The 26,608-nt window shown below is 29.4% G+C and carries 21 protein-coding genes; 15 read left to right on the plus strand and 6 right to left on the minus strand.

Going from position 1 to position 26,608, the window contains the following annotated elements:
• Window position 1: 1 nt before the first annotated feature.
• The 6 genes from BC748_RS03780 (at window position 2) to BC748_RS03805 (ending at window position 10,115) form a co-directional block, all read left to right on the plus strand.
• On the plus strand, window positions 2–2,770 hold the full coding sequence (locus BC748_RS03780) for a DEAD/DEAH box helicase (protein ID WP_133532124.1): 2,769 nt from the start codon (window positions 2–4) through the stop codon (window positions 2,768–2,770).
• A complete protein-coding gene (locus BC748_RS03785; RefSeq protein WP_133532125.1) occupies window positions 2,763–4,214 on the plus strand; it encodes a PglZ domain-containing protein in 1,452 nt (483 codons plus the stop codon). The genes BC748_RS03780 and BC748_RS03785 overlap by 8 nt, the downstream gene beginning before the upstream one ends.
• Window positions 4,215–4,216: 2 nt before the next feature.
• The gene (locus BC748_RS03790) at window positions 4,217–4,837 is read left to right on the plus strand and encodes a hypothetical protein (RefSeq protein ID WP_133532126.1); all 621 of its coding nucleotides are present in this window, start codon (window positions 4,217–4,219) and stop codon (window positions 4,835–4,837) included.
• On the plus strand, window positions 4,838–6,556 hold the full coding sequence (locus BC748_RS03795; RefSeq protein WP_133532127.1) for a protein kinase domain-containing protein: 1,719 nt from the start codon (window positions 4,838–4,840) through the stop codon (window positions 6,554–6,556). It abuts the gene before it with no gap.
• A 91-nt stretch (window positions 6,557–6,647) separates the two neighbouring features.
• Window positions 6,648–7,595, plus strand: coding sequence for a YaaW family protein (locus BC748_RS03800; protein WP_133532128.1), 948 nt, complete (start codon window positions 6,648–6,650; stop codon window positions 7,593–7,595).
• A 90-nt stretch (window positions 7,596–7,685) separates the two neighbouring features.
• The gene (locus BC748_RS03805) at window positions 7,686–10,115 is read left to right on the plus strand and encodes a hypothetical protein (RefSeq protein WP_133532129.1); all 2,430 of its coding nucleotides are present in this window, start codon (window positions 7,686–7,688) and stop codon (window positions 10,113–10,115) included.
• Between the two features lie 169 nt (window positions 10,116–10,284).
• Here the strand turns inward: BC748_RS03805 and BC748_RS03810 are convergent, their stop codons facing one another.
• From BC748_RS03810 to BC748_RS03835, 6 genes are all read right to left on the minus strand, one after another.
• Window positions 10,285–13,641, minus strand: coding sequence for a TM0106 family RecB-like putative nuclease (locus BC748_RS03810; protein WP_133532130.1), 3,357 nt, complete (start codon window positions 13,639–13,641; stop codon window positions 10,285–10,287).
• A gap of 899 nt (window positions 13,642–14,540) precedes the next feature.
• Complete coding sequence (locus BC748_RS03815; protein WP_133532131.1) at window positions 14,541–14,720, minus strand: hypothetical protein; 180 nt, start codon at window positions 14,718–14,720, stop codon at window positions 14,541–14,543.
• Entirely contained in the window at window positions 14,707–15,087 is a 381-nt protein-coding gene (locus BC748_RS03820; RefSeq protein ID WP_133532132.1) for a hypothetical protein, read from the minus strand. The genes BC748_RS03815 and BC748_RS03820 overlap by 14 nt, the downstream gene beginning before the upstream one ends.
• A gap of 2 nt (window positions 15,088–15,089) precedes the next feature.
• Window positions 15,090–15,383, minus strand: a complete 294-nt coding sequence (locus tag BC748_RS03825; protein ID WP_133532133.1) for a DNA-binding protein — start codon at window positions 15,381–15,383, stop codon at window positions 15,090–15,092.
• A 59-nt stretch (window positions 15,384–15,442) separates the two neighbouring features.
• Entirely contained in the window at window positions 15,443–16,417 is a 975-nt protein-coding gene (locus BC748_RS03830; RefSeq protein WP_133532134.1) for a hypothetical protein, read from the minus strand.
• 50 nt (window positions 16,418–16,467) lie between these two features.
• A complete protein-coding gene (locus tag BC748_RS03835; protein ID WP_133532135.1) occupies window positions 16,468–17,688 on the minus strand; it encodes a site-specific integrase in 1,221 nt (406 codons plus the stop codon).
• Between the two features lie 484 nt (window positions 17,689–18,172).
• Here BC748_RS03835 and BC748_RS03840 point away from each other — a divergent pair, with 484 nt between their 5' ends.
• The 9 genes from BC748_RS03840 (at window position 18,173) to BC748_RS03880 (ending at window position 26,607) form a co-directional block, all read left to right on the plus strand.
• Window positions 18,173–19,489 (plus strand): phage integrase SAM-like domain-containing protein, encoded by a 1,317-nt coding sequence (locus BC748_RS03840; RefSeq protein WP_133532136.1) that lies wholly within the window; start codon window positions 18,173–18,175, stop codon window positions 19,487–19,489.
• Between the two features lie 262 nt (window positions 19,490–19,751).
• On the plus strand, window positions 19,752–20,129 hold the full coding sequence (locus BC748_RS03845) for a hypothetical protein (protein ID WP_133532137.1): 378 nt from the start codon (window positions 19,752–19,754) through the stop codon (window positions 20,127–20,129).
• A gap of 185 nt (window positions 20,130–20,314) precedes the next feature.
• Window positions 20,315–21,187, plus strand: a complete 873-nt coding sequence (locus tag BC748_RS03850; protein WP_133532138.1) for a DUF3347 domain-containing protein — start codon at window positions 20,315–20,317, stop codon at window positions 21,185–21,187.
• Between the two features lie 5 nt (window positions 21,188–21,192).
• A complete protein-coding gene (locus BC748_RS03855) occupies window positions 21,193–21,663 on the plus strand; it encodes a TlpA family protein disulfide reductase (RefSeq protein WP_133532139.1) in 471 nt (156 codons plus the stop codon).
• 2 nt (window positions 21,664–21,665) lie between these two features.
• The gene (locus BC748_RS03860; protein WP_133532140.1) at window positions 21,666–22,154 is read left to right on the plus strand and encodes a heavy-metal-associated domain-containing protein; all 489 of its coding nucleotides are present in this window, start codon (window positions 21,666–21,668) and stop codon (window positions 22,152–22,154) included.
• Window positions 22,154–22,963 (plus strand): hypothetical protein, encoded by an 810-nt coding sequence (locus tag BC748_RS03865; RefSeq protein ID WP_133532141.1) that lies wholly within the window; start codon window positions 22,154–22,156, stop codon window positions 22,961–22,963. Before BC748_RS03860 ends, BC748_RS03865 begins: the two co-directional genes overlap by 1 nt.
• 109 nt (window positions 22,964–23,072) lie before the next feature.
• Window positions 23,073–23,339, plus strand: coding sequence for a heavy metal-binding domain-containing protein (locus BC748_RS03870; protein WP_133532142.1), 267 nt, complete (start codon window positions 23,073–23,075; stop codon window positions 23,337–23,339).
• Between the two features lie 93 nt (window positions 23,340–23,432).
• The gene (locus BC748_RS03875) at window positions 23,433–23,993 is read left to right on the plus strand and encodes an AraC family transcriptional regulator (protein ID WP_133532143.1); all 561 of its coding nucleotides are present in this window, start codon (window positions 23,433–23,435) and stop codon (window positions 23,991–23,993) included.
• 76 nt (window positions 23,994–24,069) lie between these two features.
• Window positions 24,070–26,607: a heavy metal translocating P-type ATPase gene (locus BC748_RS03880; protein ID WP_133532144.1), complete on the plus strand. Its 2,538-nt coding sequence runs from the start codon at window positions 24,070–24,072 to the stop codon at window positions 26,605–26,607.
• The last annotated feature ends 1 nt before the right edge of the window (window position 26,608 follow it).

Genomic DNA, 26,608 nt, shown 5'->3' on the forward strand with positions numbered 1-26,608 from the left:
TATGTTATATAAAAATAAAATAGTAGAAGTGGTTGGAACCAAAGAAATTTTTGGCCAAAAATTAGCTTGGATTAAAATCTTAGCGGATAACACATTTCTTGAAGTTAATTTTGACGAGCTGGAAGAAGAAAAAACGGTTCAGTCCCTACCATTTGTTCGTTTTATTGCAATAGCTGCTAAAATCAAAGAAGAAGTAGCGAAAAAGAACATTCTAGCACCTTACGAGAGCAGCTTAATTCCTCTACCTCACCAAATCTTGGTCCTTGAAAAAGTAATGCAATCATCTCAAAATAGATTTCTTTTAGCTGACGAAGTGGGTATGGGTAAAACCATTGAAACAGGATTAATTTTAAAAGAATTAAAATTAAGAGGAGATATAAAACGTATTTTGATAATTGTTCCAAAATCGTCAATGTTACAATGGCAAAGTGAATTAAAAGACCATTTCAATGAGGTATTTCATATCTACGATTCAGAAATGATTACTTCTATGGCCAGAACATTCTCTAATATCAATGCCGATCATGAATTTAATTTTTGGGAACAACACAATCAAATAATTGTTTCTACTGATGCTTTGAAACCATTAGAAAAAAGGCATGGTTGGTCTGATGAAAAAGTTGATGAATACAACAAATACCGCATGGAAGGTGTCTTGCAAGCCAACTTTGACCTTGTAGTTATTGATGAAGCCCATAAAATGGGTGGAGCATCACAAACAGTTTCAAGATACCAATTAGCACAGGCATTATGTAATACAGTAAATAATGTATTGCTTTTAACAGCAACTCCACATAGAGGAAAGTCAGACCATTTCAGAAGAATTCTGCAATTATTAGATCCCGATGCATTTGCGGGTGAAGGTTTACCTAATATCAATGAATTAGAACCCTATGTAATTAGAACAGAAAAGAGATTAGCAGTTGATTATGAAGGGAAAAAATTATTTAATGAGCGCGAAACAGTTCGTTTCGATGTTTTTTTAGATAGCGCAAAACATCATAAACAAATTGCTTTATATAATGCAGTTACAAATTATGTAATTCAAGGATTTAATACGGCCAAAAGAACAAAAAATACAGCTACTGGTTTAATAATGATATTGTTTCAAAGATTAGTAAGTAGTTCCACAGCTGCCATTTTATCAGCTATGGAAGGCAGATTAGAAAGGTTAAGATACGGCGATGATAATTCAATTGAAAATTATGCTACAGATTATGATAAATCGGAAGACAATGATATAGAATCATTAGATTTTGATGGTGTTTACGCTTCGGCTGGAGAAGGTATTGTAGATGAAGAAAGTATTCTTTGTGATTTAATAGAACAAGCTAAAGTTTGCTTAACAACTGAAGTAGATGCAAAAGCAGAAGCATTATTGATAAAGTATCAAGAATTACAAAAGCTTTATGACAATAAAGACCTAAAGATTCTAATATTCACTGAGTTTCGTTCAACTCAAAAAATGTTGTCAAACTATCTTAAAATTAAAGGTTATAGAATTACAACTATAAATGGTGGTCAAGATTTAGACGAAAGAAAAGCAGCATTAACCGATTTTAAAAACAATGCTCAAATTCTAGTAGCTACAGATGCAGCGGGTGAATCACTAAATATGCAATTCTGTAATATTGTTTTCAATTATGATTTGCCGTGGAATCCAATGATGATTGAGCAAAGGATTGGTAGAGTAGATAGAATTGGTCAAAAACTAAAAGTTAAGGCATTCAATATGTTGACAAATAATAGCGTTGACCTTCGTGTTTATGAAGTAATAGAGGAAAAATTAAACAATATTATTGAGCAATTAGGAATAGACAAAACATCTGATGTTTTAGATTCCGCAATCGATATGAAGAAAATTAACAAACTCTATTTACAAAGTTTATTAGATCCTAGTAAGTTTGAATTTGCTGGAGACAAATGGTTACATGAAATAAAACTAAAACTTAAAGATTTTCAAAGTACAGAAGGTATTATTCCTCAAGTAAAAGAAGAAGATATTGAATTTAAAAAAGCGGCGGAAATAAAACACAGTGCTTTACCAAAATGGTTAGAAAATCTAATCACACAATATACTTTTATTAATGATGGTAGTATAAAAAAAGATGCTTTTGGTGTGTTTAATGTAAAGTTACAGAATCAATCCAAACACATCACTTTTGATGCTGAAATTGCTATAAATAACCCAGGAATAGAAAACATTACATTACAAAATGATTGGATTAAGAAAATATTAAATGAATTAATTGAATTTAATATTTCAAATGGAATTCCTGTTGTAAAAACAATAAATGGCAATGAAACACCCGGTATTTGGAGCGTTTGGGAAATATCAGCACAAAACTATTTTGACAAAAAAGCAACCTATCAAGCATTCTTTTTAGCCGATAATGGGAAATTATATTCCGCTTATGCTAACGATATTTGGAATAGATTGATTTCCGATACTACTGAATTTTCTTTTATTGAATCACAATACAAAATTCATGAAGAAACGTATATGGATTGTCTAAAAAATGTTTTGTTATCTAGCTATCAGAATTTAGATGCTGAAGTTTCTGAAAAGATGATTATGAAAAAAGAGAACAAGATAAAATCGTTTGATTTTCAGAAATCTAGAATTGAAAAAATAGGAATTGAAAACATTAGAATTTCTAAATTAAAAAAATTAGAGGAAGAACATTCACTTTGGTTAAATGAGTTTAAAAGAAATAAAAAAACATTACCCGGAATAAAACACTTAATAAGTATCAGAATCAATGAATAATAGTTTCATAGAACATATTGTTTCATATTTCAATTCGTTTGATAAAAAAATAATTCTGGTAGAAAATCCAGATAAATTTTTATTACGTGAAGATATTATAAAAATCTTCGAGGATAATAATATCTCGATCGTCAACGGAACTGGCATTGAACAAAGAATTAAATTTGAATTGAAAAGTTCAGTTACAACATTAATTTTTACATCAGACGATAATGAAAATTATTTAGAGGATATAAAGCGTAATGCAGCCAAAACGACTTTTCATTTATCTAATTTTATTAAAGGTTATCATAGTTCTTCTATCCTTAATGCAGAATTAGATTGCCTTGACATTCTTTTTAAAAATCCAAGTATAAAATCGCTTTCAAAAGCAGAGACTGACAATTATATAATTAATTTATTTCCAAAAGAAGAATCTGTCTTTAAGAATGTAGTATTTGAAAGTAAAATCAATGAACTTTTAAAAAGCAAAATAGTAGATTGGTTAGAAATAATAAACGAATACTCCAATGCTTTATTATTGACTATAAACACAAAATATTTAGAAGAAATAATTGCTATTGGAGATATAATTAACATCCATTTCCAAAAAGAATTAGAGCAAAACTTTAAGCATCTGTTTAATTCAAGTGCAATTAAAAAACCGAAAATTGTATCCAAAATTTTAGACTACATAACTCATAATAATAAAAACAATAAAATAGCACTCATTGTTATTGATGGTATGGGTTTTTGGCAGTATAATAGCATTAAATCATTATATCCTCCGAGTTTTAATATTATTGAAGATTTTACATTCTCATGGCTTCCATCAATCACCCAATTATCTAGACAAGCAATCTTTAGAGGAGATTATCCTGATAAAGAATACATTCAAAATCCTAAAAATGAAGAAAAGTTATGGACAAATTATTGGATAAATAAAGGATTAGATAAGTTTGAAATAAGATACAATCACGACAAAATAGACACTTCAAATTTAGAAAGAATAACAAAGTTTGCAATTGTTTTAAAAGACCTAGATGACAAGATGCACAATTCTACAGATTACACGGATTTAAAAGGTCTTACTCAAAATTGGATTGAACGTAGTGAGATTATCAAAAAAATAGAAGTATTAATTGAATCCGGTTTTGAAGTCTATATAACAAGTGACCATGGTAATATTTTAACTAATGGTTGGAGAGGATTACATAGTAGAGAAAAATTAGGAACTAATAAATCCGGTAGTAGAAGCCAAAGACATATTGAATATATAGACAATATATTGGCAGATGAATTTTTAGAAGCAAACCCAGAAATTCAGCAGTCAGTAGTTAGAGATGATAACGCCATATATTTCAAAAATAATTACAATTTCTCATCGAAAGACAGTGTAATTACACATGGTGGAAGTCATTTTCTGGAGGTTATAATTCCATTTATAAAAATCATAAAAAAGTAGATATGAACAAATTATCTATAGATATAAACCAAAGAATCCCACTTAATGTACTTGAGGTAGCTTTGAATACATTTCTCTCAGGTAATTATTCAAATGAATACGTTATTGAACAATTACGCTTGGAATTTGATGGTGAAAATAGATTAAAAAAAGCATTAAGAATTGTAAACAAAATAATTATTAAAAGCCCACTAAAGGATTTTTTACTTCAAAATAAAGAGGAAATTCTAATTGCCTTAAAGAAAAAAGAGGAAAGAAATTTAATTCTGATAGCATTATTAAATTCCGCATTTCCATTTTCTTTTTTTGTTTTAAAAACCTTTGGTAAATACTTTAGCGTTCAAGAAGAAATTAATTCAGAGATTATTAAAAAAGCAATCTCAAATGTCTATGGCGGTAATAGAGCTACCGAGAATGGAATTTATAGTGTAGTTCCAATGTTTTTAGAAGCTAATTTTTTTAAAAGACCCTCTACAGGAATATATAAGTTTGAAAATAAACTGAACGTTTCGCTAAATATTTCAAAAAACATATTCATACAATCATTTCTATTAAATAATGGAATAAATGATATTGAAGAATTTCATTATAGAGACCCGTATTTTAATTTTATTACATTCTAAATGCAACTGTACGATAACAAATACTATTTTGAAAAAGACCTTGGCAGTGGTGGTTTTGGCAAGGTGTTTTTAGCGAAAGAAAAAGTATCAAATCGTTTTGTGGCAATCAAGCAATTATTAAATAAAAACAAATCTGAACAGGAAGATATAATCCATGAAATCGAAACAATTTCAAAGTTCGAAAATCCAAATATTGTTACTTATTACCATCATTTTTGGGAAGATGAAGTACTTTATTTAGTAATGGAATATTGTTCAGGTGGCAGTTTAAGAGATAAATTAGAAACTAATTCAATTACTACTTTAGAGGCAATTGAATGGATACAAACATTAGCTTCGTGCTTAAGAATAATTCATAAAAAAGGTATAATTCATCACGACATAAAACCAGATAATATTGTTTTCACTCAAAACGGTACAATAAAAATTGCAGATTTTGGAGTAGCAAATAAAAACATAGGTACAAGAGCATATATGAGCCCAGAAGCTTTTAGTTGGGATATTGATAGTACAAATGATCCAAGGATTGATATTTACGCTTTAGGCGTTACTTTAATGGAATTATTATCGAAGCAAAATCCATTTTTCGGTTTATCAAGAGAAGAGATTATTGAAAAACATCAATCAGCAGATTTCCCAATACAACAACTTCCCAATTGGCAACAAGAAATAATTTTAAAAGCAATTAATAAAACACCTGAACTAAGATTTCAGTTTATGATTGAATTGGAAGAAGCATTGAAAGCTAAATCCGTTCCTATCATATTCAACAAAGACAATCTAAAAGCAGCTGAATTAATTGCATTAGCTGATAAAGCTTTAAAGACAAACAAATGGCGAAATGCTTTAAAGTTTTTAGAACTAGCAAACAAACAATACGACAACAATGTAGCAGTATTACTAGCGTTAGGTAAATACAATTTACGAATTCAAAAGATTGAAACAGCAAAAAGTTTTTATGAAAAAGCACTCAAACTCAATCCTAGATTAGACGTTCAAAAAGATTTAGGTTGGATGAATTTAGAAGCAAAGAAATATCCAATCGCTATAGGTTTATTGTCAGACCATCTTCATAGAAATCCAGCAGATTATGAAGCCTATAATCTTTTAATTCGTTGTTATTACGAAACAGACAGATACGAAACAGCAATGGAGCTTTCCAAAATGATAATGGAAGCCAATCCATCTTTACCTTGTTTTGCAAACAATTATTTTATTGCTTTTGTGTTAAATTCTAATGGCGAACTAATTCCACCTAAATCAAAATATGAGAAAAGCGAAAACCATTTCATCGGCTACAATTTATCAGTAATAACAGAGAGTAAAAAAAGCCATAATTATAAAGAAACGCCAACACTTAAATCAAAATTGTTATTTATGGACTTCCAATTCAACATCTTGAAAGAAAATACAATAACAATATTAGAAACTAATAATGAATATCATACTGAAAAATCAATATCAGAACCAATTATAAAGTTTGGTAGGCAAGAATACACCCAAAATGATATTCGAATATCTGGAGGCGTTGCAGTAAGCAGGAGACATTGTATTATTATCAATACTAAAGACAATGTTTGGCTGTATGATTTAGAAAGTACAGGAACAGAAATAAACGATACAATTGTTACAAATAAAATTCCTTTAATCGGATACAACAAACTAAAAATAAAAGACATTTATTTTACCTTAACAACAGATAAAACTAAGTTATTATAAATTAGATTAATCAATGTATTTACTTATTTGTAAAATTGAAGGTTACGATAATTAAATCCAATTAAAAGTTAATTAGATTATAAATATGAATTTGAATAAAGAAGATATTAAAATTGAAAAAGCTAAGCATAAAATTTTCTTGGCACAAGATAATTTTGATATAAAATTACCAAACTCCTTATTTTTTTCTGAGTATCTAAAAATAATTAAAAAATTCGGATATTGGTTTTTAGCACTTGAGAATGGTGATTTGCAACCATTAACCCCAGGGCAATATTATTTTTTAGGAAGAGAATATGCAACATCAATCTCTTATTATGAGTTAAGAAAAGTAATAAAATATAAATTAGCTTGGGGAAAATATAAAAAGTATAAAAAAGATTGGGGTGATTTATATTTAATTCTATGTCAGTGTAATAATGAAGAAATTGAAACTTTATCTAAAATTCTTAAATTAAAATCGGTTTCCAAAGAAAATATAATACCTGAATTAATTAGCAATAGTAAAAATTTATTAGAGTTTTTTGACGACCATCCATCTTATAATGATATACTTTATAAAATAAAGGTAAAATTAAAATTAGATACTAAAACAATAGAAATAAGCCAGATAGAAAAATCAATAGCTATTAAGTTTTTGGAACAAGCATTGTCTAGAATGACGGAAGAACAAAAAATAAAATTCGAAAAAGAGATAATTGAAATCGTCAATATAGAAGGTGGTTTAAAATATAAAGTAGGAACAGTTTTTACAACATTAACTGCTGCTCAAATTTCTGGGTTTGGGGTTTATTTATTAGCTTCTAGTTCATTAAGTTTTATAACAGGCGCGATCGGTTTAACTTTGCCTTTTGCTGCATATACAGCATTATCTTCTGCCATCAGTGTAATTATTGGTCCAGTTGGATGGATAGGTGCAGGTTTATTTACTTTGTGGAAAATTAATGATGTTAATTTCAGTAAAATTATTCCTTCTGTAATTTATATTAGCTGGTTAAGAGAAAAATATTCAAAAGAAAACAGTAATAATTTCCAATAGTGTTGAGAATTTTATTGGTAATTCAATTTCTAATTTATTGATTAAATAGTAATTTAAAACTATCATTTAATCGTCAAAAATTTATTCAATATGGAATTATCTTTTACTAAAATAAACGGAACAAATCCTTTTCTTGATTATAATGAATTAAGGGAATCCATATTAAATGAATTAAGTTCGGATTGTATTAAAGCAGAAGTTTTAATATTAAATAAATTTCCAGTTTCAGTATTAAATCAGTCAACTTTAGATTTTGTAATTTTTTTGAAAGTACCTCAAAGTCCTGCACATAGACCTAAAATTGAAATTGAGGATAATTTTGTTTACATATCAAATCTTATTATAGCGGTATCAATAATTAGAGAGTATAAACAATATAATGTCAAAGCATATAAAGGTGAATTAGAAATTGAAAATTCATATATAGACCTAAAAGATAACGCATCAAAACTAAAATGGGGTTTAACAAATTATCTAAGCGATGCTTGTAATTTAAATAGAGAAAAAATAACAGTACATCCTATTCTTTGGGTTTTAAATGATAATGATGAAGTAATTTCACATAATATAATTGTAGCAAAACATTTAAAATTCAATTTAATAAAAGAATGTATTGCATTAAATGATTATTTAAGATACCCAGGATATTCAGATTGGAATTATGAACCTGCTTATGAAGCTTCTATTAGACAAATTTTTGCTCAAGCTTCATTAGATTCAAAATTAGGTTACTTAACAAAACAAAAAATCGAAAGAATTCAAAATAATTTTGATGCTGCCTCTCAAAAAGCATTTGATTCAATTGGAAATACTTTAGTTGAAGTTAGAGGAAGAGCAGGTTCAGGAAAATCATCAGACCTTCTTAAATGGATGTTGCAAAAAAGTTTGACGGGTAAAAAAGCAACATTTCTAACATATAATCATCTTTTAGTTTATGAAATTTCAAGGCAAATTAAAGGATTTGAGAATGTACTAAGTGAAGAAGTAGTTGTTCAAAAACAACCAACGACAACTAATACTATTCATTCTTTCATGTTTAATATTGCTAAAAAACTTGGTGTAGTTTTACTAATGTCTGAAAGCAGAATAAGTTACTTAACTGCATTGATGAATAAAAGGTTTGATAAAATTGAATTATTGTTTGATAAAATTAGATGTCAAAATCTAATTATAAATAAAAACGATTTAAAGAATTTCATTCAAAATGAAAATTCCTTTGACGAAGGAACAAAAAGAGAAGCAATTGATTTTATCAACCATTCTGATATGTTTAAAGACTTTAAGGAAGCACAAGAAATAAAAAAACATATTAGTCGATTTAAAATATTCAAAAAAATAAAATTAGAAGAGCATATTAATTCTAGTATGTTTTTGGCTGATTATCATGAGGTATTAAAAAAAATACTTTTAGCCATTGACAACTTAGATTTATTTTTTAAAGAATTTCAAATTGAGAATAAATTTGATTTACTTGAAAACACAATGAATTTAAAAACTTCAATTCTAGTTAAAGACGGTAGTAAAAATATAAATTTAGAAGAATTAAAAAAGAGATATGGAAAAAGTATAAATGGATTTAGAGCAGGAAGAAGTTTATATATCGATGAAGCTCAAGATTGTCATCCTTATGAAAGGGACATATTTTTTTCATTATTTGGCGCAAAGAATATAGTTATTGCTAGTGGAGGTAAAGAACAATTAATTAGATATTCTGAAGTATGTAATTGGAATATTTCGAAAGGTACTAAAATTGAAAGTTATCAATACCTAAAAAGACGAAAATCATACAGAATGAAACCCGTAATTGCTGCTTTAGTAAATCACATTGCTGCATCTTTTAATATTGATTTAGGAATAGAACCATTAGATACAGATGACCATGGTAGAATAATAATTCAAAGAGGTATTAATAATGATTTAGCTAATAAAGCTAATATTATGAACGACCTATTAATTGCCGGAACTAGACAAGGTTGTAGTGCTTATGATTCATTATTATTGCTTAAAAATGCTAAAGAAAAAAATCAGATATTTAATAGTGCTAACACAAATACTAAAAGTATAAATATTAATGAGTTTGATGTAATTAAAATTGATGATCTAAAACACAAATCAGAATGGGATTTATTATCAATTGCAGATAAAATAATAAATGAAGCAAGGTTTTGGAACGCAACAGGAAACATCGATAAGAGAAAACAAAGTGTTCCAGGTTCTTTAAGCATTAGAGCTATTTATTATGAATCAAGTCGTGGATTAGAGGCATGGTCAACTATGTGTTTTGATATAAACGGTTTTTTTGATTCCAAAAGAAATGAAGATGATGCCGATAATTTCCTGCTTTCAGAAATTATGGAACCAGAAGAAAGAAAAAATAAATATGCTGCAACTTGGGTTTTAATGGCTTTGACTAGAGCAATAGACACTTGTTATATTGAACTTTTACCATCAGAAAACGCTTTAAATAGAACAATAGAAAGCTTTATTGCAAACAATAAAAAATATGTTGATATTACTTGAAATTAATCAAAACTCAAACTAAAATTAGTTCTATTTATTTTTATAAGTTTTAATTAAATAGAATTGAGAAATTCATTACCTCATTCAGCTGCACAAAAATCGCTCCTAGTCCAGGTATTCCTAGCATCAATTCTTTGCTTGCTTCATTTCGTTAATTCAATTTAAAATACTAGGACAATAAAGTAGCAAGCTCAATAAATCTACAAAATGGGTTTGCTAATTTAATTTGTTCGGGTGATTTACAATCAGGTTCAAATATCCTTGGATTTCCTACCATAATAAACATTGCCTTAGCTCTTGAAACAGCTACATTCAACCTATTCGGACTATATAAAAATTCCATTCCTCGCGGAGCATCTTCAGGCGATGAGCTTGCTATACTATAAATAACTACGGGTGCTTCTTGTCCTTGGAATTTATCTACAGTACCTATCTGTATATGTGGTAATCGCTTTTGCATTTCAAAAACATTACTGTTGTAAGGTGTGATTATTTTTATATCACTAGCAACTAAAACTTTTTTTTCGTTTTTTTCATCATACCAAAAAACATCACTCTTTGTAAGTTCTTGAACAATTTTTTCAATTGCATTAATTTCTTCTAATGACATATTGCTATTACCATCATGGGCAACAGATTTATAAAATAACCCAGAACCAATAAATTGTGTGTTTCCTTCAATTTTATGATTCTCTAATCCTTGAATGGAATGTAATCTTGATTCATAAAACATTTCAGAATCAAAAAAACAAATATCGGGATGCATTCTCCATGTACTAGCTAAAAAGATTCCTTTTTCTACTGGAATTGTTTTCTTTCCTTCTAACAAATGTTCCAATGCAGAAACTTCAGTTCCTTCTGGATGAACTCCTTTTATGGGTTGTTTCAATTGTTGATGATCACCTAATAAAATTATACTCTTGCTAGCATGAGATACTACTAAAGTGTCAATTAATGCAAATTGTCCAGCTTCATCAATAAATAAATAATCCAAAGAATCTTTGAGTTTTTCACTACACCACATAAAACTTGTTCCAGCTATGAGATGATATTTGTGAATTGAATCAGAAATGTCATCGACTTTTTTAGCCATAGTCCAAGGGTAATCTTCATTCTCAGTTGAAGAACCTTTGTAGATTATTCGCAAATCAAAGGATTCATCATCTGCTAATTGTTTTACTTTTTCGAGTAAATTGATAATTACTTTATGACTAAGAGCAGTGATTCCAATACGTTTTCCTTTTTTAATCAAATCAAAAATCATATGACTTCCAGTAAAACTTTTCCCTGCTCCAGGAGGTCCTTGAATAGGCAAATAGCTAGAATCTAATTTAGTAGCCCAATCAATACTTTTTTCCAATAAAATGCCTGTATCAATAAGTGATTGTGTGAGTTGAGGCAACTTATTTAACAATAAATCACGTGTAACTTTGTAGTTAGATAATTCATTTTCAAAACCATTGGCAACAATCCATTCGGCAAAACGAATTAAATTTTCCTCTTTATCTTTGGTGCTAAATTGCTCAAACTTAATTATAGTAAATGGATGAGTATCTTTAATACTTGGACCTTTCTTTAGTTTTATTATACCTTGTAATTCATCAATTTCAATAATATCACCAGCGCTACCACCATTCTCATTTTTTATTTGATTTCCTGGTCGAAGCTCACACTCTTGAATCGGAAATGTATAAGTATCAATAAAACTCCTCTTATCAGGAACACTTTCACCTGTAAATTGTAAATAAGTTAAAGCTGTTTTTTCATCTAATAATTCATCAGGCTCCAAATCCAAAATTCTATAATATTCCCACCAAAATGATTTCTGTTCTCGTCTATACCAATCAAGCATATTAGCCAATATAAATCTTGCTTGTTGTTCTCTTGTACGTTCAGTTACATCAAGAGGAATTTCATTCATTAAAGCTTTATAAATGGGTAGTATACGTTCCAAATGTGCGGTAACAAATTCAGGTATTTCTACGTCATTAGAGATAGGTCGAGCTATCGTATTTCCATTTGATACTAAATTTTCTCTTTCTTTTTCTAACCATTGATGTAAATGTAAAGTAGAATAACAATCATCTTGATTATAAAGCTGAATTGCTTTTTTCATTTCATCTGTTATCAATTCAAATTTTTTACTTTCCAATAAAAATTCAAACTCAGCTTTGAATTTTGATAAAGTTCGTAAATCCATTTCTCTAACAAAACCATGATACTTTTCTAAATCTTTTAAGGAGTATCTTTCAACACCTGCTCTTATGGATTGTTTTAAAACTCTATGTAAATCAACAAAACAATTAGTTCGCAATAAAATATCGATTTCATTTTCCTTTGTGGCATATTTACCCATCATTCGCTTTAAAGCTATAGTTTCATAAGGTGCGAAATGATATATATGTAAGGTAGGAAACTCAGTTCTTTTATCAAAAACAAAATTGATGAACTGTTCTAATGCAGCTTTTTCTTCCTCCATATCGTTAACCCATATACAATGATATTCGTTTTGAAAAACCCAACCAAATAGATATTCTAATCCAGATGGTTCTACCAACGGATCACCTTCAAAATCTAAATATATATCTCCTTCACATGGTTCAGGTAAATTGTAAAAACCAGTATTGTCCTTGAGTTCTAAAAGTTCATAAACAGGCTTTTGTAAGGTTCTAGTCTCATTTTGAACCATTGCTTGTTCTCTTAATTTAGTAAAAGTTTCTTTTGAACCTTTGTTAGGTTTAAATGGAATTGGTAAAGGTATTTCTGACATTGCTTGTAATGTGGTTACTCCATGAAGTTTTACTTCTTTAATCTGAGAAGTACCCATTCCAGCAATAAAACTCAAATGGTCATCTTTTCTTCTAATACTATTACAATGTTCCCACCAATTACAAATATCACAATGAGAACAAGGTTCTGGATAGGTTTCAATTGGAGTTTTTATAGCATTATCAAGTCTTTTTTTTATTAATCTTAAATAAGAAATATAGTCATTCACACGATAAGACAACTCGCTTTCAGGTGTTTTAACATGCATGTATTCAGGCAATAAACCTTGTATTTCTTCAATTATTTCAGAATATAATGATATTTGTAAAATTGTACCAGCTCTTGTTTGAGTAGATAATTTTGTGTCTATAACTTCATAAGACCAATTACCAAGTTTACTTGGTGTGGCTACTTTTATTAAAAAATCAGCCCAACCTTGCCACTTTTCATTGCTTAATCTTGCTTGATAGATATAGTCAGCACCTTGTTGCATAGCTTCAATAGTCTTTTGTCTAGCATTTTGTTCTTCAGGATCTATTTTAACAATTGAAAGACCTTTAGTTTCTAATTCAACTAAAAAAGAATTTTCAAAATCAATACCTCTTTCTCTTAAAACATCCAAAACTTTATTATTACTAATTGGCTTCTCTTTTAAACCTTTAACAACATCATAATTAAGATTAGTTAAGTGTTTACAATGAATGTGATTAGATAAGTCTGAGGCAGAAAAAACGATTTGATTATTTGATTTTCTCATTTTTTAATTGTTAAAGAGTTTTCATAGTAAGCCATTTTTAAAATTCAATTATTTTAATTAAAAATTTTCTCTTAATAAATCATTAAAACTCTTAATTATTGATAAATCCAAAATAAACTTTTTTAATATTAGTTTTAATTTTTATGTTAAAAATACGATAGGGATAATTACAAAAGATACTAATTTAAAAATAAAATTATTGGACAAGTAGTTTTACATGATTTTCCAAAAATAGAAAACAAGTTTTATAGTATTTTACGGTTTTCCGCATTTTGATAAAAAAAAGTATTTTTAAATTACTTAGTTAAAAACTAATATTCAACATAAATCAACAGATAATCAATAGTAGTTTGTTAGTAAAACAATACAAATCAATAGAAAAAACTGTAAAAATGCACCGAATTTTGTATAAATAGTAGCTGCATTTATCCGTATTCAATATGCATTGACAGACATTAATATGGATATATTGGTATGAATTTGGTGTTAATAGTTAATTTTAAACTTTGAAATTTTTATTTTTCTATTTTTTTCGAATTTATTATTGGTTTCTTTTTATTTAATTATTTCAAGAACATGCTGTTAAATTTAAATATATTTTCACTATCAAATAACTAAAAATCATATAATTGAAGTAATTTATTTGATGTGTTAAATTAAAAAAAAAATATAGTGATTTTAAAGTATTTCTATGAATGATTTTTAGAATATTTAATGAAAAAAAACACAATTTTAAGCAAGTTTTTAAATCAGGTAATGGTTTCAATGGTGGCGGTACTTTTCGTGAAATGAAAATTATGGTTATTTTTAAAAATAAGAATAGTTATGATTATTTTATAAAATAATCATAACTCAAATATCAATAATAAATTTGTGTTTTTAAATAAATGAAATAGAACTTACTTTTGTTCTTCTTCCGACATCTTCTTTGAATAATATACTACTCCAGCGATCATTACCAAACCAATAAGTCCGTATATTAATAACTGATTACTCTTTTTTAAATTTAGATTTTCAGCCTGTAGGGCTTCAAAATTTTGATTTATTGGTATAATGCTAGAAATACTAATATCTTCCATCAGAATTGTTTATAATGGTTACTTTTCCGTTTGTATCGTTGTCATCAAAAATGTATATGAATTCGTATAAGGCATATTTTATATAACCATCTACTTTTACAGTATTATTTGATACTCTAAAATCGACTCCTTTTCCAATTAAGAACTGTTTGTAAAACGTTTCCTTTTTTTTGTTTTTCATTAGATCTCGGAGAATTCTATGAGTTGAGTTCATAGGTTTATCTACATAAGCTTTTTCTTGTCTTAAAGCGCCAGCTAATTTATTATTGTATTTAATCCGGTTTTGTGGAGTGGCAAAACGTTGCGTTTTTTTCTTTGGAATAAACTCTTCACCTGTTAATGGATCTTTTCTTTTTTCAGTTTCCATAGCTACACCTGATTTGAGTTTAATATTTTGTCTATAACTTTAATATCATACAAAAAAATATCGCCTAATTTAGTGTAAGGCAATATTCCTGTTTCACGATATTTTATTATGGTATTATTAGAAAGTCCAAAGATTGTTTTTAAATCTTGGTTTCTGTAGTATTGTTTGCGTTCCGTTTTGCCAGAAACTTGATTTTTAATTGATGAATCAATATTCTCAAGTCTAGCATATATTGGTTCTAAAAGCTTTTTTATACTTCCTACAGTAGGGATTACGATTTCTTCATTTGAATTCATAGAGCTTTAATTTTAAAATTTGTTATTCAAAATTATATACAAGCCTATTAGGTATCAAATTATTTAAGGGAATTCCCTTTGGAGGTCAAATCACTATAATGGTGGAATATGTATTCTTTTTGAGCCGCAAGCTTGGAAATTAGATTATCTATAAATTTAATCTGTAATTCTTTGTGTTCCCAATTTAATTCTGAAAATTCCTTGTTAATATTTTTTATGGGTTCATGCTTTTTTGTTCTTTGGTTTTGATAGGTGAAATTTTCCTCAATGAATTTTTTAATTTGCGATTCATCATTAGTATCTTCATCATTAATTGTAATGAACCCCTCTTTAAATAAGAACCTAAAAAGTTGTGCGGTATCAACTTTACTTAGATTAACTTGACATTTTTTTGAAGGTATAATTATAGAACTTTCAGCATTCTTTTGAGAAAAATCTATTCTGTCACAATTAAAATAAAGTGTCTCAATATAGGATAAAAGAACCATCAAATACTCTTTATAAATTAGTAACGAATATATTAGTTTCTGTTCTTCAAATTCATTTTCGGTCGGTTGCTTTTTTGTAGAATAAAAAAAGATATCTCTTAAAAAATTATGATAATTTATAATTTCATCATTTTGATCGAAAAAAGTATCACTTTTATAACTCTCTTCATATAACTTTTTTACAAAGTAATTATAATCATATATTTCCTTTGTAGGATTATATAAGGAATTTGAATTTTTTCGAATTAAAACATCTAATTGTTCTAAAAAGGATATGTCAGTAAAGTCACAATCGTACAATAAGTTGTAACTAGTTCTAATTTTATCTTTTGTTTCTCGTAAAAATGATTTATTCTCGAGTCCATTTTTGAGATGCTCAAAGAGTAATTTTTTTATCTTTTCAACTTTGTTTTCAAAATAAGTTTCGTTAACATCGATAGTCCATTTATTATCAAATAAATATTTATTATACTTCGAGTTGTATGCTATTCTAATTGTTAAAAAATCATCCAATTCATCTTCAAATTCTTTTAGATAAAGTTTCATAAAATATTGTCTTTAATTTTTTATAAAAATAATATAATAAAATCTGAAAATCAATAATTTAACTTTTGTATCAGTTTACACATGTCATCCATTACACTAGAATCAAGGACTTTGGCATAATGTTGGGTTTGTTTAATATTAGTATGTCCCATCATGGAAGATACATTTTCAATTTTAATACCATTACCAAGAGTAACTGTTGTAGCAAAAGTATGTCTTGCAACGTACCAGGTTAATTTTTTTTCAATACCACATAAGTCAGCAATTTCTTTAAGGTAAGCATTCATTTTTTGATTGGATATTTTAGGAATTAATCCAACTTCTGAATCTTTGTATTTATTGATAATTCTTTGAGTAGGAGGTAAGACAGGAACATTTGCTCTTATACCTGTTTTTGCTCTATCTGTTTTAATCCAAAACTCTCCATTGTTATCTTGTATCAGATTGGCTGTTGTAAGGTTACATGCATCAATTGGCGCGTATCCTGTGTAACAACTAAAGAGAAACATATTTTTTACTTTTTCCAGACGTTCTACTTGGAAGACTTTCTTTTCAATACTATTTAATTCATCGACTGTTAAAAAAGTAGCATCTTTTATTTTTAGTTTGCCATTATAAACATTAAAAGGGTTTTTATCAATCAAATCCATTTTTATACCATAATTGCAGATTGTTTTAAAGTTTTTGAAATACTTTACTACAGAATTATTTTTAATACCTACAACGCCTTTAAATTCACTTTCGAATTTTAGATAAGTTTCTAAATTGTAAATAAAGGCACTATTAATTTTCTCTATTTCGATATTATTGACGTTATAAGTTTTTTTAATGAAGTTTCTAATTAAATCAGCTGAGCGATTGTATTTTTGAAGTGATGCAGATGATCGTTCTCCACTTTTTACTTTTTTAGCAAATTCACTATTGTGCTTTTCAAAGACATCAAGAAGTTGTATTTTTTTTGCTTCATCGGAAATACCTAGAATTTCATTTTTAAGCATAGCTATAGAAACTTCTTCTGTAAAATTGATTAAGTTATTATACTTTTTTTCAATATTTAATTGAAACAATTCCAAACTTTTTTTGAGAACTTTTTCTTTTTCAAGTTTTAATATAGCTCTTAACCTTTGTGTAGCATTCCACCGCTCTGCAGCAATTGATTTTCCAGTACTCATAGTTACTCTTTCTTTACCAAGAGTAACTTTTGCAAAAATTGGGCTTTCACCCTTTAAATTGATCTTTTCAGATTTGATGTAAAAAATGATTTTTAACATAACTTTTTGGTTTTAAATTAATGTTCACAAATTGAATTTAAAAAACCTTCAAAGCATTGAAATTGAAGCGAATTCTCTCCGTCTTTACATTTTTTAGTACACCCTTTTTTTCAAAATTTGATAGGTGTACTAATAGGTGTACTAACATTTGACTTTTTATGTGTGTTTTGACACATAGCCAAAAAAGAAAAAACCCTTTAAACACTGATGTTTAAAGGGTTTTGAAATTTTAAGTTTCTTTTGAAACTTCTTTCAGCGGAGAAAGAGGGAACAAAACAACTTAATTGTTAATTAACTCTAAATAACTGAATTAGAATAAAAAACCTTGTTAAGTTAAGTATTTAAAGGGTTTTTAATAAAAAATAAAATTAATTTGTATTAGGTTGAATTAGTATAAATTCGCTTTTCGTCGGACAAATGTCGGACAAAATATTTTTTTATAATAATTCTACTATATATATTTGTCGTAACTAAAATATGAAATATGGCAACGATAAAATATTCGATTAGAGGAAATAATAACCCATCAAAAATATACATCCGATTTGTTGCAAATAGAGAAACTGATATTAAATTGGCAATTCCGTTAGTTATCAATCCAGCTTATTTTAATAACGCAAGTGGTAAAATACGGAAAGTCTCCCAGTTTGCTGAAAGAGACAATTTGCAAAATGAATTAGACACTTTAGAATCCTATATAATTAGCAGATATAATAAAAGTGGTACAGGTTCAGATATAGTTAATAAAGACTGGCTAAACGATTGTCTAAACACCCATTTTAATAAAGCCGAAAAAACAGATAACAATTTCATTCTTAATTATTGCGACCTCTATGTAGAAAAACTGGAGTTAAAAACCAATGACCGAACTGGAGAACTCGGAACATCTAAAGCAACAGTTACAAAATACAAAACAATAAAATTAAAAATACAGGGATTTCAAGAGTATAAACGCCATAAGTATAAATTGTCTGAAATTGATTTGAAGTATAGAAATGATTTTCTTAAATATTTACTTGAGGTAGAAAAGTTAAGCAGAAATACGGCAGGGCGTTATATTAAGTTTTTAAAGACCATTTGTTTAGATGCTCAAAAGTCAGGCTATACCGTTAGTCCACAGCTTCAACAAATTAAAGGGTTTAGTGTTCAAATTGATAAAATTTATCTTAATTGGGATGAATTAACGGAAATCGAAAAAGTTGATTTGAAACAGCCGCATTTACAAGATGCAAGAGATTGGCTCTTGATTGGTTGTTATATCGGTCAACGTGTTGGAGATTTATTGCAATTAACAAAGCAGGATATTAAGCAAATAGGCAATTTAGATTTTATAGAACTTATCCAACAAAAAACTAAAAAGAGAGTTTCCATACTTGTACACGATAAAGTAAGAGCAATTTTAGATAAAAGAAATGGGAACTTCCCACCTCTTTATAGCAAAAACATCGAAAGTTCAAAAGCTAAATTTAATTTATACATCAAGGATGTTTGCCAAGAAGCCAAATTGAATGAAACAATTTCGGGCGCAAGAATAAACCCTGAAACTTCTCGAAAAGAAAATGGAGATTTTAAAAAATGGGAGTTGGTCACTTCGCATATTTGTAGGCGTTCATTTGCTACAAATTATTACGGAGATATTCCGACAGGTTTATTATTGAACGTAACTGGACATAGTACCGAAAAGGAGTTTCTAAATTATATTGGAAAAACTCCGATCGATTACGCTCAGCAAATGGCGATTTATTGGAATATACAAAGCCAAAAACAAGAAAAGGAATCAGTGTTGAGAATTGCTGAATAAATCAAGAATTGATTTTAGTATTAAACAATTACAATGGTATTGCAATTATAGTTATAAATCATTGCAATACTATTGCAAAATCTCTTAATCACTTTAAAATAAGGTACATTGACATTAGACAATCATTGCAATACCATTGTTATTATTATTAGAAAACATTGCAATGGTTTTTAAACAATTCTTAACAAAAAACAACGTTTTAACAAATTTTTAGTGAAATATTAATTGAACTTAATTATTTTTGTACTGTTTTAATAGATATATGAAAAAATACCACTTTATACTATTAGTCTTATTAGGCATGTTTCTTATGCCTAATAATGCTATGGCTTGTGGTAAAGGTTCAGACAAGAGTTCATGCAAAAAAGAAATTTCCTCTACTAAATCAGAAAAAAAGAGTTGTTGCGATAGCGATAATTCTAAAGAGAAAGACCACAAAGGTTGTAAAGGCAATTGCGGTCATTCTAAATGTGGATGTTCGTCAACCTGTCCAACCTCATCAGTAAGCTTTTTATCTGAAATCGTTTTTAAAAATTATATGTTTAGCTATTCTTCAATCGAGAAAGTTAAATTTTCATACACAATACCATCAATCTCAGATGGTTTTTATTCCATTTGGCTCATTCCTAAAATAAGCTAAATTCCTTTTTTGACAGCCATAAGTGTGTCAAATTCATAGCGTTGTGCTATCCAATTCAACAGTTTTAGTATTGTTTTTTATACCATTATCGGTACGGTAATTACATTCTTTCGCAACTGTTTTTTATCCAAATTTATTTTATCAACCAATCAAGGTAGGCTACTTTGATTACAATTTTATTAAAAATGAAAAATTCATTAATGAAAATAATGATAGCAATTTCTGTATTGTTATCAACTACAAGTAATGCACAAATAAAAAATGCCAAAACCGAAAGTGTAAAAATTTATGGCAATTGCGGAATGTGCGAGACCAAAATCGAAAAAGCAGGAAACATTAAAAAAATAGCTAATGTAGATTGGAACCAGGAAACCCAAATGGCAATACTAACGTATGATGCAACCAAAACCAATCAAGATGAAATACTTAAAAGAATTGCATTAGTTGGTTACGATAGTGACAAATTTCTTGCTCCAGATGATGTATACAATAATCTTCACGGATGTTGCCAATATGACCGTGTAGCAAAAGTTCCTGTAAAAGAAGTAGCAACAGTTATTGCTCGTAACGAAGACCATTCCAATCATAGTAATCATTCTGAAACAACTACTACAGTAATTCAGAGTGAAAATCAATTAAAAGCAGTTTTTGATAATTATTTTTTAGTAAAAGATGCATTAATCACTTCTAATGGGATTAGCACGGCATCAGCTTCAAAAGAATTGGTAACGGCCATCAATAATGTCAAAATGGACAAGCTTGATATGGATATTCACATGGTTTGGATGAAAGTTGTAAATACGATACAGAAAGATGCAGAAAATATCGCTAATACAAAAGATGTAAAAATCCAACGCGATCATTTTACATCATTATCTAAAGAAATTTATACAGTAATCAAGATTTCTAAATATGAAAATCCGGTGTACTATCAATTCTGTCCAATGTTCAATGACGGCAAAGGTGCTAATTGGTTAAGTAAAGAAAATGCAGTTAAAAATCCTTATTATGGTTCAATGATGTTGAGCTGTGGTAAAACAGTTGAAACAATTAAGTAAACAAAATGAAAAAAATTGTAATACTGCTTTTTTTAATTGGTATTTTCTCAACTGCAAAAGCTCAAATTAAAATTGGAGATGCTATTCCTTTAATCATACTAAAAAGTAATTCCAATAATGAGGTTAACATCGCATCATTCAAAGGTAAATATGTTCTTGTCGATTTTTGGGCTTCTTGGTGTGCACCTTGCAGATTGGGAAATAAAAAATTAGTACAACTTCACAATGAAGTGAGTTCAAGTACAATCGAAATTATTGGAATATCAATTGATACTGATGCAACTAAATGGTTAAAAGCAATCGAAAAAGATAAAATCAAATTTACACAATTAATAGATCCGAATGGATTTGATGCTAAGGCAGCAGTACTATTCGGAGTAGACGAATTACCTTCCAAATACCTATTTAATCCCGAAGGTATTCTGATTGCAATAAATCCGTCAGAGGAAGAAATAATGAAATTAATAAAATCATAAAAATGAAAAAAGTATATATAATGATAGCATCAATCATCTTGATGTTCTCAATAAAAAGCAATGCACAAATCGTAAAAGCCGAAATTAGAGCAACAGGTTTAACATGTTCTATGTGTTCCAACGCCATTAACAAGCAGCTCAAAAGTATGCCTGAAGTAGCTAATGTAGAAACCGATTTGAATACCAATACATTTACAGTAACACTAAAAGAAGGTAATAGTTTAACTCCAAAAGTGTTTAAAGAAAAGGTAGAAAAAGCAGGTTTCTTTATTGGTTCATTGGTGCTAACAACCAAAACTGAAACCATCAAAAAAGAGGGTTATATTGCAGTTAATAACGCTTCAACTAATAATGCAGAAGTCCAAATTCAAGTTTTAGACAAAGGATATGTGACAGAAAAAGAATTTAAGAAATTATCAAAATCGCTCAAGAATCTTGCAACCTACAGTTCAAACAACGAAGACGATTTTCACGTTAAATATGTAAACTAATGAGAAAAATTTTCATTTTATTTCTTGCGTTTGCATTTCAAAAAAATTATAGCCAGGAGCTATTTGTAGTTACCGATCCTGCAAGTAATGTTCCAGCAAATACGTTAAGCGTTCGGCTTTCGCAATCCTTGTTTAAGGAAGAGTTTGTATCGGGTTATAATTATCATTTGATGCCCGAAGTCACGTATGGATTAAATAAAAATCTGATGTTTAGGGCTTCTGCTTTTGTGAGTAATCGTACTAACCAATTGGTAACAGAAGGAGGAAGTTTTTACACCAAATACCGTTTCTATTCAACCGATGATATAAACAGTCATTTTCGTTTGGCGGCATTCGGAAGATACAGCTTCAATAATGCCGACATCCATCAGGAACAAATTGAAATCATGGGGCACAATACTGGTTTTGAAACCGGATTTGTGGCAACTAAATTGATAAAAAAAGTAGCTATAAGTTCATCCGTTAGCTTTGAAAAAGCATTCGACAACCAACCTAATTATCCCTTCCCGGATGATTTGGGAGATAATGCGACGAACTATACCTTGTCTTTTGGTAAATTGATGTACCCTAAAAAGTATACCAGTTTCAAGCAAACCAACATCAATTTGATGGTTGAATTTGTCGGACAAACAATAAACGAAGACGGAAAATCCTATCTTGATATAGTTCCTGCAATTCAGTTTATTATCAATAGTCAAGCAAGGATAGATTTAGCATACCGTCACGAGTTGGTAAGTTCAATGTTAAGAACAGCTCCAAATGGTTTTTATTTTAATCTGGAGTACAACTTTTTTAATGCATTCAAATAATTAGTATGAATTATGCAACTTAAATTGTACAGATTGTAACGTACTAAACAACACTATTTTGTATAATTATAATGCAGAAATTAATCTGCAATTTAAATCAAATAAAAAAATGAAAAAAGTAATCTTTTCAGCCGTAGTAATGGCTTTTGTATTGGTTTCTTGTAACCAAAAAAATAAAGAGGAAAACACGGTGACAACAGTTGAAACTGACACTGTAATGCATACAGATTCCATCACGATGGATCATTCTAAAATGGAAAATCACGAAAAAATGTATGCTTGTTCCATGCATCCTGAAGTACAGGGCAAACTAAATGACAAATGTTCCAAATGTGGTATGGATTTGACTGAGCCTGTGCCAGAGAAAGAGGAATAAAATAAATGGTCAAGTTTTGGGTAGAAACTTTAAATTGACCTTATTATGAAATTGGCTGGGTTAGTTTATAATCTTTAATTAAATTGTTATAAAATGAAACTTTACATCAAAAATATGGTTTGTAGCCGCTGTAAAATGGTGGTAAAATCTGTACTTGAAAATATCGGAATTGATGCTGTTTCAGTTGAATTAGGAGAAGTCGAATTAAAAAATGACATTTCGGAAAATCAAAAAAGCGAGTTATTAAAAAACCTTCGTGCAGTTGGCTTTGATTTAATCGATGACAGAAAAAGTAAAACCATCGATAAGATTAAAACAGTGATTATTGATTTGGTTCAGAACAAAAACAATGATTTGAAAATTAATTTATCCAACTACCTTTCACAAGAACTGCATCAAGACTATAATACCTTGAGTAATTTATTCTCCGAAGTCGAAAACACTACTATTGAGAAGTATTTCATCAATCAGAAAATTGAAAAAGTAAAAGAGTTAATTATCTACGATGAACTCTCATTAAGTGAAATTGCTTATTCTCTAAATTACAGTACAGTTTCACATTTGAGCAATCAATTCAAAAAAGTAACTGGCTTTTCGCCAACCTACTTCAAGAATATAAAAACCATCAAAAGAAAGCAAATAGAGGATTTATAAATTTTGCATATCAAACCCAAAATTATGCAAATGCAAAAATCGGTTATGATAGAAATTTGTATTAAAATTATTAAAGATGATACATACTTACAACATTACCGGAATGACTTGTGATGGCTGTCGCGCTAAAGTCGAAAAAACATTGAATACTATTGAGGGTATTGAAGCAAAAGTTTCATTAAATCCACCAGTAGCAACAATAACTATGGAAAAGCACATTCCAACAGAAAAGCTACAGGAAGTATTGACAGCAGTCGGAAAATACACCATAGAAATGAGCAACGGTAAAACCAAGGAGCATAGTAAAACAAATGAAGCTTCGGGAAAATCATGTTGCTCAATGCATTCCAATAATCATAATAAAGAAACTGTTGTCCCAACCAATGCACAAGGAAAATACTATTGCCCGATGCATTGCGAAGGCGAAAAAGTATACGACAAAGCAGGCGACTGTCCTGTGTGTGGAATGGATTTAGTCAAAGCACCAGATTTAACGGTGATTAAAACGTTATATACGTGTCCCATGCATCCCGAAGTAATTCAAGAAGGTCCGGGTTCATGTCCTATTTGCGGAATGGATTTAGTTCCAATGGAACCAAGTGAAAGCGAAGACCAAAAGACCTATAAGGATTTGGTTAAGAAAATGAAAATTGCGGTTGCATTTACAGTTCCCATTTTCGCTATTGCAATGATAGAAATGGCACACAACAATCCTTTACTACAACTAATGGATGCTTCAAAATGGAATTGGGTACAATTAATATTATCGCTTCCTGTAGTGTTTTATGCCTGTTGGATATTTTTTGTCCGAGCTTGGAAATCCATAATTACGTGGAACTTAAATATGTTTACCCTAATCGGAATTGGTACAGGAGTAGCTTTTCTTTTCAGTTTGGTCGGAATGTTTTTTCCTGATATTTTCCCAAGCGAATTCAAAACAGAACACGGAACAGTATTACTATACTTCGAAGCAACAACTGTTATTCTAACTTTGGTTTTGCTAGGGCAATTGTTAGAAGCCAGAGCGCACAGTCAAACAAGCGGAGCGATAAAAGAATTATTAAAATTGGCTCCAACAGAAGCTACTTTGGTAATTGATGGTGGCGATAAAGTAATTTCAATCCACGATATCAAGAAAGGCGATTTGTTAAGGGTAAAACCTGGAGACAAGATTCCAGTTGATGGTAAAATAACCGATGGCGAAAGCAGTATTGATGAAGCCATGATTACAGGCGAACCAATTCCGGTAGATAAAAAGAAAGACGATAATGTAATTGCCGGAACAATAAACGGTAATAAATCATTTGTTATGATAGCTGAAAAAGTAGGTTCAGAAACTTTACTTTCTCAAATCGTGCAAATGGTCAACGATGCTTCACGATCTAGAGCACCAATTCAAAAATTAGCCGATAGTATTGCCAAATATTTTGTGCCTATTGTGGTGATTATTTCGGTAATTACCTTTTTCATTTGGGCTAAGTTTGGTCCTGAACCTGCATTAGTGTACGGATTTATAAATGCCATCGCAGTATTAATTATTGCGTGTCCTTGTGCATTAGGTTTGGCAACGCCAATGTCGGTAATGGTTGGTGTTGGAAAAGGCGCACAATCCGGAGTTTTGATAAAAAATGCTGAAGCTCTTGAAAATATGAATAAGGTTAATGTTTTAATTACGGATAAAACAGGAACCATCACCGAAGGAAAACCATCTGTCGAAAAAATTTACGCTGCCAATAACAACGATACTGATTTACTAAAAAGTATAGCTTCACTAAACCAATACAGTGAGCATCCATTGGCGCAAGCTGTTGTGAATTATGCGAAAACAAAATCTATTTCTTTAATCGAAGTAAAAGATTTTGAAGCTGTTGCCGGAAAAGGAGTTACAGGAACAGTAACCAACAAAAAAGTGGCATTAGGCAATAAAAAATTAATGGAACAAGTCAAAGCAACAGTTTCTGATGATTTAGAAAACAGAATTAGTGCAGAACAAAAGTTAGGAAAAACAGTATCATATATAGCTTTTGATGGCATTGCTGTTGGGTTTGTGTCCATTTTCGATGCCATTAAAGAATCAAGTGCGGCAGCCATTAAAGAATTAATGCGTCAAGGTGTCGAAGTAATTATGCTCACTGGAGACAATGAAAACACCGCCATAGCAGTTGCAGATGAATTAGGGTTAGCGTCATATAAAGCAGGATGCTTACCCGAAGATAAACTTAAAGAAATTAAAAAATTACAAGCCGAAGGTAAAATTGTGGCCATGGCTGGCGATGGTATAAATGATGCTCCGGCGTTAGCACAAGCCGACATCGGAATTGCAATGGGAACTGGAACAGACGTAGCCATTGAAAGTGCCAAAATCACTTTAGTAAAAGGAGATTTACAAGGCATCGTAAAAGCCAAAAATTTAAGTCATGCTGTTATGAGAAACATCAAGCAAAATTTATTCTTTGCCTTTTTCTATAATGTATTGGGTGTTCCAATCGCAGCTGGCGTGTTATATCCGTTTTTCGGAATTTTACTATCTCCGATGATAGCAGCTTTAGCCATGTCTTTTAGTTCGGTATCAGTAATTGTAAATGCCCTTCGATTGCGAAATTTAAAACTTTAAA

The sequence above is a fragment of the Flavobacterium dankookense genome (genome assembly GCF_004362665.1).
GTDB lineage: Bacteria > Bacteroidota > Bacteroidia > Flavobacteriales > Flavobacteriaceae > Flavobacterium > Flavobacterium dankookense.

Bases quoted from the DNA above. Each gene is read 5' to 3' on its own strand.
- BC748_RS03780 (WP_133532124.1), top strand. From the start codon at position 2: ATGTTATATAAAAATAAAATAGTAGAAGTGGTTGGAACCAAAGAAATT.
- BC748_RS03785 (WP_133532125.1), top strand. From the start codon at position 2,763: ATGAATAATAGTTTCATAGAACATATTGTTTCATATTTCAATTCGTTT.
- BC748_RS03790 (WP_133532126.1), top strand. From the start codon at position 4,217: ATGAACAAATTATCTATAGATATAAACCAAAGAATCCCACTTAATGTA.
- BC748_RS03795 (WP_133532127.1), top strand. From the start codon at position 4,838: ATGCAACTGTACGATAACAAATACTATTTTGAAAAAGACCTTGGCAGT.
- BC748_RS03805 (WP_133532129.1), top strand. From the start codon at position 7,686: ATGGAATTATCTTTTACTAAAATAAACGGAACAAATCCTTTTCTTGAT.
- BC748_RS03810 (WP_133532130.1), bottom strand. From the start codon at position 13,641: ATGAGAAAATCAAATAATCAAATCGTTTTTTCTGCCTCAGACTTATCT.
- BC748_RS03815 (WP_133532131.1), bottom strand. From the start codon at position 14,720: ATGGAAGATATTAGTATTTCTAGCATTATACCAATAAATCAAAATTTT.
- BC748_RS03820 (WP_133532132.1), bottom strand. From the start codon at position 15,087: ATGGAAACTGAAAAAAGAAAAGATCCATTAACAGGTGAAGAGTTTATT.
- BC748_RS03825 (WP_133532133.1), bottom strand. From the start codon at position 15,383: ATGAATTCAAATGAAGAAATCGTAATCCCTACTGTAGGAAGTATAAAA.
- BC748_RS03830 (WP_133532134.1), bottom strand. From the start codon at position 16,417: ATGAAACTTTATCTAAAAGAATTTGAAGATGAATTGGATGATTTTTTA.
- BC748_RS03835 (WP_133532135.1), bottom strand. From the start codon at position 17,688: ATGTTAAAAATCATTTTTTACATCAAATCTGAAAAGATCAATTTAAAG.
- BC748_RS03840 (WP_133532136.1), top strand. From the start codon at position 18,173: ATGGCAACGATAAAATATTCGATTAGAGGAAATAATAACCCATCAAAA.
- BC748_RS03845 (WP_133532137.1), top strand. From the start codon at position 19,752: ATGAAAAAATACCACTTTATACTATTAGTCTTATTAGGCATGTTTCTT.
- BC748_RS03850 (WP_133532138.1), top strand. From the start codon at position 20,315: ATGAAAAATTCATTAATGAAAATAATGATAGCAATTTCTGTATTGTTA.
- BC748_RS03855 (WP_133532139.1), top strand. From the start codon at position 21,193: ATGAAAAAAATTGTAATACTGCTTTTTTTAATTGGTATTTTCTCAACT.
- BC748_RS03860 (WP_133532140.1), top strand. From the start codon at position 21,666: ATGAAAAAAGTATATATAATGATAGCATCAATCATCTTGATGTTCTCA.
- BC748_RS03865 (WP_133532141.1), top strand. From the start codon at position 22,154: ATGAGAAAAATTTTCATTTTATTTCTTGCGTTTGCATTTCAAAAAAAT.
- BC748_RS03870 (WP_133532142.1), top strand. From the start codon at position 23,073: ATGAAAAAAGTAATCTTTTCAGCCGTAGTAATGGCTTTTGTATTGGTT.
- BC748_RS03875 (WP_133532143.1), top strand. From the start codon at position 23,433: ATGAAACTTTACATCAAAAATATGGTTTGTAGCCGCTGTAAAATGGTG.
- BC748_RS03880 (WP_133532144.1), top strand. From the start codon at position 24,070: ATGATACATACTTACAACATTACCGGAATGACTTGTGATGGCTGTCGC.